We start from the raw sequence: 12,359 nt of genomic DNA, 5'->3' as shown, positions 1-12,359 counted from the left end.
GCGCGTTTTATGCTCAGTGACACGGGAATCATCCCGGCACCAACAGACATACCAGACAAACCACCACTGAGGACTGCACCATGAAAAAAGTAATTGCTACCCTGATCGCCGGCCTGTTCGCAACCGCTGCCTTTGCTCAAACGCCAGCAGCTCCCGCAGCCTCGGTTCCCGCCAAAGTGGAAGCAGCCCACACCAAGGCCGTCGTCAAGGCTGACGCCAAGGAAGCGAAAGCTGTCGTCGCCGCGAAAACGGAAGTCGCCAGCGCAAAAACGGAAGCTGCCACCACCAAGGCCAAGGCGCATCACACTGCGAAAAAAACCAAGGCCAAGGCAGATGCCAAACTGGCGTCGGCCACCGCTGAAGCAGCGCCTGCAGCAAGCAAGTAATCCAGTCCATCAGCACCCGATTTTTATTCGCACCATTACCTTATAGGATTTCATCATGAAAAAAGTTATCGCCACCCTGATCGCCAGCCTGTTCGCCACCGCCGCTTTCGCCCAGACGCCAGCCGCACCTGCAGCACCGGCCGCTCCAGCAGCTTCTGCCGCCGCCGTCGCACCAGCAGCCAAGGCTGAAGCGCCAGCCGCCGTCAAACCGGCCGCGCACAAGAAAGCCAAGCATCACAAGGCGAAGAAAGCAGCACCGGCAACGCCAGCAGCTCCGGCCGCAGCGGCAGCTTCCGCACCAGCAGCAGCGCCAGCCAAGTAATCGGCGCCATGCAGGCAAAAAAGACAGGGTTTTCCCTGTCTTTTTTTTCGTCCGCTATTTCGTACTCTCTTTCGTCCGCTTATTTCGGCATCAAGACCGTGTCAATGACATTGATCACGCCATTCGATTGATACACATCATAGGTGCTGATGTTGGCGCTATTGCCGCCCTCGTCCATCACGACGATGTTGTGCATGCCGTTCATGGCGAACATCAGCTTGCCCCCGCTGGCCGTGGAAAGGGTCGCCTTCCCATCATGCATCTTGATCTCCTTCGCCAGCGCCTTGAAGTCGTATTTGCCCGGTACCACGTGGTAGGTGAGGATTTTCGTCAGGGTCGCCTTGTTTTCCGGTTTCACCAGAGTGTCGACGGTACCGGCCGGCAGCTTGCCGAAGGCCGCATTCGTCGGCGCGAACACGGTGAACGGGCCCTTGCCTTTCAAGGTATCGACCAGGCCGGCCGCCTTGACGGCAGCGACCAGGGTCGTGTGGTCGGCCGAATTGACGGCGTTGTCGACGATGTCCTTGCTGGGATACATGCTCTGGCCACCCACCATGGTCGTCATGTCGGCGGCAAACGGTGCGCTGGCGGCCAGCAGGGAAGTAAAGGCGGTGACAAACAGTGCTGCGGGAATAAAGGTGCGCATGATGGTATCTCCTGGATGACTGCGTTTGCGTGATTGCAGGAGTACTTACGCGGCCTTGCCGCAAACGGATTCAACTCGCTGAAAACAAAAAAACGGCGCCATGCAAGCGCACGACGCCGTTTTGACGATGTTTTCCTTGCCGCGGGCCGGACATGCCAGCCCGCGGTGCCGGAAATCAGTTGGCCGCCACCTGCGGCTCCGTCTCGCCCCAGCCGCCGCCCAGGGCGCGGATCAGCGCCACCGTGGTGACGGCGCGGTTGCCGCGCAATTGCACGGCATTGCGCTCGATGGCCGCCAGGTTGCGCTGTGCGTCCAGCAGATCGAGGTAGCTGGAACGGCCCGCGTCGTACAGCTTTTGCGCCAGGTCGGCCGAGCGGCGCGCCGAGACGACGGCTTCGTCGATCTGCTGCGTCTGGCCCGACAGGATGCGCAGGCCGGCCAGGTTGTCTTCCACCTCGGCGAACGCCACCAGCACGCTCTGGCGATACGTCGCCACCGACTCTTCCAGCTGCGCTTCGCTGCGGCTCACGGCAGCTTTATTGCGTCCGCCATCGATGATGGGCATCGACATCAGGGCGCCCAGCAGCCAGGAGCGGCTGCTCCACTTGAAGATGTCCGAGAACGTATCGGACGCACCGCCACCGGAAGCGTTCAAGGTCAACGCGGGGAACATGGCCGATTTCGCCACGCCGATGCGCGCATTCGACGCTTCCATGGTGCGCTGCGCCGACGCGATGTCGGGACGGCGCTCCAGCAGGGACGACGGCATGCCGGCCGGGATCACGGGCAGGAAGCCGCTGTCCTGCAGCGGGTTGACGGTCGCCGTGAAGCTGGCGGCCGGTTTACCCAGCAGGACGGCCAGCGCATGTTCGCTGGTCGCGCGCTGGCGCTGCAGGCCGATGGCTTCGGCGCGCGTGGTCGACAGTTCCGTGCGGGCACGGGACAGGTCGAATTCGCCGATGTCGCCCAGGTCATAGCGGCGCTGGTTCACATGCACGCTTTCCTCGCGCAGGCGCACCGTCTGCTCCAGGGTCGCCAGTTCCGCATCCGTGGCGCGCAGCTGGAAGTAGGTTTGCGCCACGTCGGCCTGCAAGGACAGCAGCACCGAGCGATAGGTCGCTTCCACGGCCAGCGCATCGCTGCGCGAGGCGCTGACATTCGATGCCACCCGGCCGAACAAATCGACTTCGTAGCTGGCCGTCAGATTCGCCTGGTAGACATTCGTGGCCGCCACCGGCGCGCCGTTCGGCAAGCCGAGCGACACGGCGGAGGCGCGGTTGCGCTGGCCGCCCACGTTCACGCCCACTTGCGGGATGCGGTCCGCTTCGGCGATGCCGGCAATCGCCCTCGCCTGCTTGACGCGGGCGGCAGCGACGGCCAGGTTGGCATTGGCCTGCGTGGCCTCGTTGATCAGGCTTGTGAGGGCCGGATCATTGAAGGCCAGCCACCATTCGCCGCGCGCCTGGCGCTCGGCTGGCACGCCCTGCTTCCAGCGCGTGCCGTCCGCCGCCGTCTGCACTTCCTTGAACGCCGTCGGCGTCTCGATCTGCGGCTGCTTGAACTCGGGCGCCGCGCAGGCGGCCAGCAGCACGGCTGCGGCCATGGCGGTCAGCACAGGCTTGACGCGCCAGATGATTTCCTTGGTTTTCAATATATATCTCCTTCCAGGTTCAATGCTGGCGCGGCGGCAGGCTTGGCGGCAGCATCGGCTGGTTTTTTCTCAAAACGCTGCGCCAGGGTGCGCAGCAATACATAGAACACGGGCGTCAGGAACAGGCCGAAGAAGGTCACGCCCAGCATGCCGGCGAAGACCGCCACACCCATCGCATGGCGCATTTCCGAACCGGCGCCGTGCGAGAACACGAGGGGCACCACGCCCATGATGAAGGCGATCGACGTCATCAGGATCGGACGCAGACGCAGGCGGCACGCTTCCAGCGCCGCTTGCACGACGGTGCGGCCATGCTCTTCCAGTTCGCGGGCAAATTCCACGATCAGAATCGCATTCTTCGACGCCAGCCCCACCAGCACGAACAGCGCGATCTGGGTAAACACGTTGTTGTCGCCACCGGTCAATTTGACGCCCAGCAAGGCGCACAGGATGGACATCGGCACGATCAAAATCACGGCCAGCGGCAGGGTCCAGCTTTCATACTGGGCGGCCAGCACGAGGAACACCAGCAGCACGCACAGCGGGAAGACGTAGATCATCGTATTGCCGGACAAGATGTCCTGGTAGGTCAGCTCCGTCCACTCATACGAAATCCCCTGCGGCAGCACTTCCTTGGCGATGCGTTCCAGCGCGGCTTGCGCCTGGCCGCTCGACACGCCAGGCGCGGCACCGCCGTTGAAATCGGCTGCAGCATACGCGTTGTAGCGCTGTACGCGGTCCGGACCATAGCTATCCTTGACGCGCATCAACGACGACAGCGGGATCATTTCGCCTTTGTCATTACGCACTTTCAGCTGCGCGATATCCTGGGCATGCGAACGGAACGCGGCATCGGCTTGCACGCGCACCTGGTAGGTGCGGCCAAACTGGTTGAAGTCGTTCACGTACAGCGAACCGAGGTTGATCTGCAAGGTCTGGTAAATCGTTTGCAGCTGCACGCCCATCTGCTTGGCTTTCACGCGGTCGACGTCGGCGAACAGCTGCGGCACGTTGATCTGGTAGCCCGAGAACACGCCCGCCAGTTCCGGCGTCTGGTACGCTTTCGCGGCCAGCGACTGGGTGGCGTTGTACAGCGCGTCGTAACCGAGGTTGCCGCGGTCTTCGATCATCATCTTGAAGCCGCCGATGGTACCGAGGCCGTTGACGGGCGGTGGCGGGAAGACCATGATGAAGGCGTCCTGGATGCCGCCCAGGCGCTTGTTGATCTCGGCCGCGATGGCGCCGCCCGACAATTCCTTGCTGCCGCGCTCATCGAACGGCTTCAGGGTGGCGAACACGATGCCGGCGTTCGGCGCATTGGTGAAGTCGTTGATCGACAGGCCGGGGAAGGCGATGGTCGATTCGACGCCAGGCACCGACTTGATGACGTCGGACATGCGGCGCACGACATCTTCCGTGCGGTCCAGCGAAGCGGCGTCAGGCAATTGCGCAAAACCCACCAGGTATTGCTTATCCTGCGCCGGCACGAAGCCGGCCGGCACGGACTTGAAGGTGAAGATGGCGGCAACGACCAGCAGCGCATACACGCCCAGCGACGCGCTCTTGCGGCCCAACACGCCCTTCACGCCTGCTTCATAGCGGTGCGAAGCGCGGCCGAAGAAGCGGTTGAACCAGGCGAAGAAGCGGCCGAAGACCATGTCCATGCCGCGCGTCAGCGCGTCTTTCGGTGCATCGTGCGGTTTCAGCAGCGCAGCCGACAGGGCTGGCGCCAGGGTCAGCGAACTGAAAGCGGAAATCACGGTCGAAATGGCGATCGTCAGCGCGAACTGGCGGTAAAACTCGCCGGACAAACCTGGCACGAAGGCGATCGGCACGAACACGGCGCACAGCACGAGGGCGATGGCGACGATAGGACCGCTGACCTCTTTCATGGCCTGGATGGTGGCGTCGCGCGGCGACAAGCCTTCCTCAATGTTGCGCTCGACGTTTTCCACCACCACGATGGCGTCATCGACGACGATACCGATGGCCAGCACGAGGCCGAACAGCGACAGCGTGTTGATCGAGAAGCCAAAGCCCAGCATCACGGCAAAGGTACCGACAATCGACACGGGAACGGCCAGCAGCGGAATGATCGAGGCGCGCCAGGTTTGCAGGAAGATGATCACCACCAGCACCACCAGGGCAATGGCTTCCAGCAGGGTATGGATCACGGCTTCGATGGACGAGCGCACGAACTGCGTCGGGTCGTACTCGATGCGGTATTCCACGCCTTGCGGGAAGTCTTTCTTCAGTTCGTCCATCTTGGCCCGCACGTCGGACGACAATTGCAGCGCGTTGGCGTTCGGCGCTTCGAAAATACCCATGCCGACGGCCGGATTATTGTTCAGCAGCGAACGCAGCGAGTAGCTGTTGGCGCCCATTTCCACGCGCGCCACGTCTTTCAGGTGCGTGACGGCGCCGTCGGCATTCGTGCGCACGATGATGGCGCCGAATTCCTCGGGCGTCTGCAGGCGGCCCTGGGTATTGACGGTCAGCTGGAAGTCCGAGTTTTTCGCCGGCGAAGCGCCGATGACACCGGCAGCCACCTGCACGTTCTGCTCGCGGATGGCGTCGACGACGTCATTGGCCGTCATGCCGCGCGCCGCCACTTTCTGCGGGTCGAGCCAGATGCGCATGGCGTAGTCGCCGGCGCCGAAGATCTGGATGTCGCCCATGCCGGGCAGACGTGCCAGTTGGTCCTTGACGTTCAGCACCGCGTAGTTACGCAGATACATGTCGTCATAGCGCTTGTTCGGCGAGACCAGATGCACCACCATGGTCAGGTTGGGCGACGATTTGACGGTCGTCACGCCGATCTGGCGCACTTCCTCGGGCAGGCGCGGCAAGGCGCGCTGCACGCGGTTCTGCACCTGCGTCTCGGCCTGCTCGACGTTGGTGCCGATCTTGAAGGTCACGGTCAGCATCATCGCGCCATCGGACGTGTTTTGCGAGGACATGTAGAGCATGTTCTCGACGCCGTTGATCTGCTCTTCGAGCGGCGCGGCCACGGTTTCGGCGATCACTTTCGGGTTGGCGCCCGGGTATTGCGCGCGCACCACCACGGATGGCGGCACGACGTCGGGATATTCGGAGATGGGCAGGCCGAAAATCGACAGCAGCCCGGCCACGAATATGACAATCGACAGCACCGCCGCGAAAATCGGCTTGTCGATGAAAAAGCGGGAAAAATTCATGTTTATTCCTTGGAAGTCGATGCTGCTTTCGCGGCGATCTTGGCGTCTTTTACTTCAGGTTTTGCGGGAGCGACAGGCGCGGTCGGGTCGAAATCCATGGCCACCATCTGCGGCGTCACGGGTGCGCCTGGACGCACGCGCTGCAAGCCGTTGACGACGATCTTTTCGCCCGCCTTCAGGCCTTCGCGCACCACGCGCAAGCCGTCCGAATTCGGGCCCAGCTTGACGGCGCGGTATTCGGCCTTGTTGTCGGCGCCCACCACGTACACATATTTGCGGCTTTGATCCGTGCCGACGGCGCGGTCGCTGATCAACAGCGCCGTGCTTTGCGCCTGCGGGCCGTTGCCGCCGTCGAGCTGGATGCGCGCGAACAGGCCCGGCACCAGCTGGCGCTCGGCGTTGGCGAAGGTGGCGCGCATGCGCACGCTGCCCGTGGCCGGGTCGAGCTGGTTGTCGACGAATTCCAGCTTGCCTTCATGCGGGAAGCCCGTTTCGTTGGCCAGGCCCACCTTGACGGTGACGGGCGTGCCCTTTTGCGCCGTGCCGGCCACGCGCAGATACGTATCTTCATCGCCGTCGAAGCTGGCGTAGATGCGGTCCGTCGACACCACGGAAGTGAGGATGGCGGAAGCGTCGATCAGGTTGCCGACGGTGATTTCCGCCTTGCTGACGCGGCCGCTGATCGGAGCCTGCACCTGCGTGTACGACAGGTTCAGCCTGGCCGCTTCATATGCGGCTTGCGCCGAGCGGGCATTCGCGTCCAGCTCTTTCAAGCCCGATGCCTTTTCATCGAATTCGCGCTGGGCGATGGCTTTTTCGGCCAGCAGCTTTTCAGCACGCGACAGTTCCAGCTTGGCCAGTTCCGCCTTGGCGCGGGCGGAGGCGGCCGTGCCTTCGGCGCGCGACACTTCGGCCTGGAATGGGCGCGGGTCGATGACGAACAGCACGTCGCCTTTTTTGACTTCGCTGCCCGGCTTGAAATTGACGGCCGTGATGAAGCCGCCGACTCGCGAGCGGATTTCCACGCGCTCGATCGCTTCCAGGCGGCCCGAGAATTCCTGCGTTTCCGTGATCTGTTTTTCCACCACGGCGGCGGCCGAGATGGGCGGGCCGCCGGCCGCTGGCGCGTCGGGCACCTTGCTATTGGCCGAATCGCAGCCGGCCAGGCTCACGGCCACCAGACCTGCCAGCGCGAGCGAGGCAGCCAGGGGCTTCAGCAGAGTGGAAAATTGTTGAACGTTTTTCATTTTATTTCCCTGTTTTATGAAAATTTCTAATGGTATGGGCGGCAGGAAGCAACCCAACTGAAAAAGTGAATGGTGGTGCCATGGCGCCCGACGGCGCTCGATCAAAGGTAAACAGGCCGCCAGCTGCTTAAAAGCGGACGGGGACGACGAAGCTGGCTGTGCGAACGCACAACTCAGGCAGGAAGGGAACTACACTGCGTAGTGTAGCAACCAAAACTCAAAAAGTAAACTGATTAGTGTAAGTTTTTTTGCGGTGCCGCGGATGGCGGCGTCATGACTCGGGCTCCTGCCCCAGTCCGGCGACGAAACTGCTAATTTCGCTCAATACCTGTACCTTGCACGCACACTCATTGCGGGCGGTGGCGTCTTGCAGCGGCGCGGCGGCCATGCGCCGCACGGTCGTCTTGATGCCGCAAGCGATCAGTTTGCTGCCGTATTGTTCAGCCTCGTCGCGCAATGGGTCGTCTTCGCTGGACAAGATCAAGGCTGGCGGCAGGTTCTTCAGGCGGCTCGACTGCAATGGCGACGCGTACGGGTGGGTACGGTCAGCGGCATTCGGCAGGTAGCCGCGGTAGGCGGCGGCGCACTGGTCCGCCACTTCGGCCAGGTCGGGACAGGTCGGCAAGGAGCGCATCGAGCAGGTCGACAGGCCGGGGTCGAGCATGGGCATGATCAGCACCTGGCCCGCGAGGGGCGGTCCGCCCCGGTCGCGCGACATCATGGCGCATACGGCGGCCAGGTTGGCGCCCGCCTCGATGCCCGACACCACCATCTGCTTGCCCGTCCAGCCCAGCTTAGACTTGTTCTTTTTTGCCCACAGCAGCACGGCATGCGCGTCTTCCACGGCGGCGGGAAATGGCCGCACGCGGGCCAGCGTGTAGTTCGCGGCCAGCACCACGTGGTCGGGATTGCTCAGCACGAGGCAGCGCAGGAAGTCGTCCGCATCGTCCAAGTCGCCGTCGACAAAGCCGCCGCCATGGAAGAAAACCATCAGGTTCGGCTGCTTGGCGCCCGGCACGCCGGCCGTGTAGACGCGCGCGCCGAGCGCATCCTGCGCGCCCTGCACCTGGATATCGCGTATCTTCAGCGCCTGGCCAGGTGCCAGTTCGGCAGCGGTGTCGGCAAAACTCATTGCGCCACCACCGGCTGCACCGCAGCATCGAGCACCGTGTCGTTCAGGCACAACAGGGCGACGCCGCCCACTTCATGGGTCAGGGCGCTATAACCGCTGGCTTCGCTTTGCGCCGCCATCGAGTATGCATCCGTCGATACCATCGCGGCCAGAGCGAGCGAGCTCATAGCGAGAGCGAGCACTGCAAAGATTCCATTCCGATGACCCATGATTTTTCTCCTGTGAACTTCCTGCGGCATCTACATTTATGCTGCAGTACAACAACTATAGACTTGATCTACAATCTGATAAAGAGTGCAATGACGAATTGATTGTTCAGGATTATGAATAATCAAGCATAAAGTGATAAGGAATTAAGTGAATAAGCTGCAAGCCATGGAAGTTTTCATCCAAGTCGTCGATGCGGGCGGCTTTACGCGCGCGGCGGAAAACATGCAGCTGCCGAAAGCCACCGTCTCGACCCTGATCCAGTCGCTGGAAGCGAGCCTGTCGGTTAAGTTGCTCAACCGCACCACGCGCCACGTCAGCATCACGTCCGATGGCGCCGCGTATTACGAACGCTGCGTGCGCATCCTGTCGGACGTGCGCGAAGCGGAGGAATCGCTGTCGCGCACGCGTTTGAGCCCCAGCGGGCGGCTGCGCGTGGATGCGCCCACGGCCCTGGCCAGCGAACTGATCATCCCCGCCCTGCCCGATTTCTTTGCCCGCTATCCGGACATCTCGCTGGAACTGGGCTGCAGCGACCGCCCCGTCGACCTGATCGAGGAAGGCGTCGATTGCGCCGTGCGCGGCGGCGAATTGGGCGACCTGAACCTGATCGCGCGCCGGGTCGGCGTGCTGCACTTCATGACGTGCGCCTCGCCCGGCTACCTGGCGCAGCACGGCACGCCGCTGCATCCGGACGACCTGGCGCAGCACCGAGGCGTGAATTTTTTCTCCGCCAAGACCGGTAAAACCTTCGATTGGGATTTCACGCGCGCCGGCGACCGCATCCAGATCGCCATGCCCAGCCATATCGCCCTGAACGACTCGAATGCCTACACGGCCGCCGGACTGGCGGGCCTGGGCATCGTGCAAATGACGCATTTCATGCTTGCGCCCCTGATAGAACAAGGCAAAATGGTGGAATTGCTCAGCGAATGGGAATCCGACCCGCTGCCCATCCACGTGATCTATCCGCCCAACCGCCATCTGTCGGCCAAGGTGCGCGTGTTTGTCGAATGGGTCGCCGACATGTTTACCAACCACCCGGCCACGCAACTGAAAGGCAAGAGCAGCCTTCCCAGCGCGCGCGCCACCCAGACCGAGGCCCAGCCATGACCGCAGCAAGCACATCGCCGCACCCGCACCGCATCGTCTTTCTCGACCGCGACAGCCTGATCGCCACCGTGCGCCCGCCCGCCTTCGCCCACAGCTGGGAAGAACATGCGCACACCAGGGGCAGCGAACAGACGGTGGCTCGCCTGCAAGGCGCCACGATCGCTATCACGAACAAGGTGCCGCTGCGCGCGGCCGAGCTGGCGCAGTTGCCGGACCTGCAAATGATCGCCGTGGCCGCCACGGGCACGGATATCCTCGACCTGGCCGCCTGCCGCGAGCGGGGCATCGTCGTGGCGAATATCCGCGACTATGCGCGCGCCACCGTGCCCGAACATACCCTGGCGCTGATGCTGGCCCTGCGCCGCCAGCTCGTTGCCTACCGCGCCGACGTGGAAGCGGGACTGTGGCAGGCGTCCGACCGCTTCTGCCTGTTCGGCCACCCGATCCGCGACCTGGCCGGCAGCCGCCTGGGTTTGCTGGGCTACGGCGCGCTGGGCAAGTCCGTGGCCCAGCTGGGCCGCGCCTTCGGCATGCAGGTGATCGTGCACAACCGTTCGCCCATCAATGAAGATGGCGTGAAGGAAGTGGGCTTCGACGAATTGCTGTCCAGTTCCGACGTGCTGAGCCTGCACCTGCCGCTGACGGACACCACGCGCAACATCATCGGAGCAAAGGAACTGGCGCGCATGCAGCCCACGTCGCTGCTGATCAACACGGCGCGGGGCGGCCTCGTCGATGAAGCGGCACTGGCGGAGGCCTTGAAAAACGGCGTGATCGCCGGCGCCGGTTTCGACGTGCTGTCCAAGGAGCCGCCCCCGCCCGACAACCCGCTGCTCAATTTGCGCCTGCCCAACTTCATCCTCACGCCGCACACGGCCTGGGCCAGCGGCGAGGCCATGCAGAAACTGGCCGACATCCTGATCGGCAACGTGGAAGCGTTCGAACGGGGTGCGCCCACGAACGTGGTGGCATGAACGTCTTGCAGGAACTCGATGCACTGCTGTGCAGCGACGACGATGAATACGACCGCCTCGACCTGTTTCTCGAGGCGGACGAGCTGATCGGGCAACTGCAGTCCGCCGACGTGCCTGCGCTGCTGGCCCTGTGGCGGGCGCGCAGCCCGTGCTGGCAGCAGCGTTTCACGCAAGCGAGCAGCAACATCGACGGCGCCGTGCTGCGCGCCCTGCTGGCCGGTTTGCTGCAGATCAAGGAGGCCACCCACGGCGTGCTTGAATTGATGTCGCGCCTGCCGCCCGTCGCCGACAACTCTGCCCTCAGCGACGCCCTGCTCGCCTACGCCGAGCAAGCCTGGCATGCGGACCCGGCGCGGCAGCGGCAAATCCAGATCAGTTGCTGGAGCTGCGGGCTGTCGGGCCGGCTGTTGAAGCGGCTGGGGCTGGCGGCGTGGAAAGACGCGGGCTTATAGGAACTACGGCGCGGCAGGCCGCTCGAAGGAAAACCCCGGCGCATACGCGTGATAGCCATCGAAATCGCCCTTGCCGATGGCCGCGCCGGCGCTGCGCGCAATCGCATACGCCATGCTGAAGTGAAAGTAGAAATTCGGCAGTATGTACAGCTGCAAGAATTCATCGGCCGGCAGCGCGATGTCGGTGAAGCCGGCGCGGTCGCGGCAGATGCGGTCTGGCGGCCCGTCAAAGCGCTCCACGGGAATGTCCTTGAGGTAGCGCATGGTGTGTGCGATCTGTTCCTGCAGGCTGGCGGCGGCGCTGAAATCGGCTACCTCCAACCCCGCCAGCGGGCAACAGCCGCGCAGGGAAAAGCTCACGGCCGCGCGCACTTGCTGGGCGAACGGCAGCATGTCCGGGTGCAGGCGCGCCGCCAGCATGTGCGGCTCGGTGCCGGTCTTGTCCAGCATGGCGGAAAGCTGCGCCAGGGAACGGCAAAAGATGGCGGCCGGGTGGATGGGCGTCACGCCTGTCATGCCGAGCCTCCTGCCGCCGCATCGTGCGCCACGGCCTGCTTCAGCACGCGGATCAGGCGGCGTTCATGGCGGCCCACGGCGGCCCAGTCCCAGGCATCGGTCTGGCCAAAGTCCGGGTAAAGGGGCTGCCATTTTTCCGCCCGCTTCTGCGAATTGGCGCTCACATGCGAGGCCAGTCCCTTGCCGCTGAACAGGCGCAGGTAGACGCGGATGACGCCCCAGCCTTCGCACACGTAACGGTAGGTGAGGCCGCCGCACTTGGCCGGGTCGAGGGCGATACGGCGCGGGGCAAAGTGCCCGGCCATGTCCGGGTAATGCACGGCAAGGAACACCTCGCCGGCCCCTTCGGCCTCCAGCCTGGCCGCATACGCGCACAGCTCGGCAGGCGAGTGGAAATACAGCGTTTCCCGCTCCATCTGCGAATACGCCTGCGCCACGGCCGCGCCGGGCTTGGCAAAGATTGCCGCGGCCATGGCCGCGATGCCTGCTGTTGATAATGCCACTGTGCCTGCCTTT

13 protein-coding genes are annotated in these 12,359 nt (G+C 63.5%); 5 read left to right on the top strand and 8 right to left on the bottom strand.

The features are described from left to right. The first annotated feature begins 80 nt into the window (after positions 1-80). Both OX459_RS07895 and OX459_RS07890 read left to right on the top strand, forming a co-directional pair. Complete coding sequence (locus tag OX459_RS07895) at positions 81-386, top strand: hypothetical protein (protein WP_289904481.1); 306 nt, start codon at positions 81-83, stop codon at positions 384-386. A 55-nt stretch (positions 387-441) separates the two neighbouring features. Continuing rightward, positions 442-708 (top strand): hypothetical protein, encoded by a 267-nt coding sequence (locus OX459_RS07890; RefSeq protein WP_152257397.1) that lies wholly within the window; start codon positions 442-444, stop codon positions 706-708. A 79-nt stretch (positions 709-787) separates the two neighbouring features. Here the strand turns inward: OX459_RS07890 and OX459_RS07885 are convergent, their stop codons facing one another. From OX459_RS07885 to OX459_RS07860, 6 genes are all read right to left on the bottom strand, one after another. Then, positions 788-1,264: a fasciclin domain-containing protein gene (locus OX459_RS07885; RefSeq protein WP_289904832.1), complete on the bottom strand. Its 477-nt coding sequence runs from the start codon at positions 1,262-1,264 to the stop codon at positions 788-790. 265 nt (positions 1,265-1,529) lie between these two features. Continuing rightward, on the bottom strand, positions 1,530-2,957 hold the full coding sequence (locus OX459_RS07880; protein ID WP_289904831.1) for an efflux transporter outer membrane subunit: 1,428 nt from the start codon (positions 2,955-2,957) through the stop codon (positions 1,530-1,532). A 44-nt stretch (positions 2,958-3,001) separates the two neighbouring features. Further along, positions 3,002-6,202 (bottom strand): efflux RND transporter permease subunit, encoded by a 3,201-nt coding sequence (locus tag OX459_RS07875; protein WP_289904480.1) that lies wholly within the window; start codon positions 6,200-6,202, stop codon positions 3,002-3,004. Positions 6,203-6,204: 2 nt separating this feature from the next. After that, the gene (locus OX459_RS07870) at positions 6,205-7,449 is read right to left on the bottom strand and encodes an efflux RND transporter periplasmic adaptor subunit (protein WP_289904479.1); all 1,245 of its coding nucleotides are present in this window, start codon (positions 7,447-7,449) and stop codon (positions 6,205-6,207) included. A 271-nt stretch (positions 7,450-7,720) separates the two neighbouring features. After that, positions 7,721-8,581 (bottom strand): alpha/beta hydrolase, encoded by an 861-nt coding sequence (locus OX459_RS07865; protein ID WP_251348172.1) that lies wholly within the window; start codon positions 8,579-8,581, stop codon positions 7,721-7,723. After that, positions 8,578-8,763, bottom strand: coding sequence for a hypothetical protein (locus tag OX459_RS07860; RefSeq protein ID WP_289904478.1), 186 nt, complete (start codon positions 8,761-8,763; stop codon positions 8,578-8,580). Before OX459_RS07860 ends, OX459_RS07865 begins: the two co-directional genes overlap by 4 nt. A 175-nt stretch (positions 8,764-8,938) precedes the next feature. Here OX459_RS07860 and OX459_RS07855 point away from each other — a divergent pair, with 175 nt between their 5' ends. From OX459_RS07855 to OX459_RS07845, 3 genes are read left to right on the top strand one after another with little or no spacing between them, the layout of a single operon-like run. After that, positions 8,939-9,901, top strand: coding sequence for a LysR family transcriptional regulator (locus OX459_RS07855; RefSeq protein WP_099667375.1), 963 nt, complete (start codon positions 8,939-8,941; stop codon positions 9,899-9,901). Then, entirely contained in the window at positions 9,898-10,875 is a 978-nt protein-coding gene (locus tag OX459_RS07850; protein ID WP_289904477.1) for an NAD(P)-dependent oxidoreductase, read from the top strand. Before OX459_RS07855 ends, OX459_RS07850 begins: the two co-directional genes overlap by 4 nt. Next, positions 10,872-11,327, top strand: coding sequence for a hypothetical protein (locus OX459_RS07845; RefSeq protein WP_289904476.1), 456 nt, complete (start codon positions 10,872-10,874; stop codon positions 11,325-11,327). The genes OX459_RS07850 and OX459_RS07845 overlap by 4 nt, the downstream gene beginning before the upstream one ends. Before the next feature lie 3 nt (positions 11,328-11,330). Here the strand turns inward: OX459_RS07845 and OX459_RS07840 are convergent, their stop codons facing one another. Next, on the bottom strand, positions 11,331-11,843 hold the full coding sequence (locus tag OX459_RS07840) for a DUF1993 domain-containing protein (protein WP_289904475.1): 513 nt from the start codon (positions 11,841-11,843) through the stop codon (positions 11,331-11,333). Beyond that, on the bottom strand, positions 11,840-12,316 hold the full coding sequence (locus OX459_RS07835) for a hypothetical protein (protein ID WP_289904474.1): 477 nt from the start codon (positions 12,314-12,316) through the stop codon (positions 11,840-11,842). Before OX459_RS07835 ends, OX459_RS07840 begins: the two co-directional genes overlap by 4 nt. Between the last annotated feature and the right edge of the window lie 43 nt (positions 12,317-12,359).

The sequence above is a fragment of the Janthinobacterium sp. SUN026 genome, assembly GCF_030397625.1.
Lineage (GTDB): Bacteria > Pseudomonadota > Gammaproteobacteria > Burkholderiales > Burkholderiaceae_D > Janthinobacterium > Janthinobacterium kumbetense.
The sequence above is the reverse complement of the archived record's forward strand: the minus strand, read 5'-3'. Positions and strand labels throughout refer to the sequence as shown.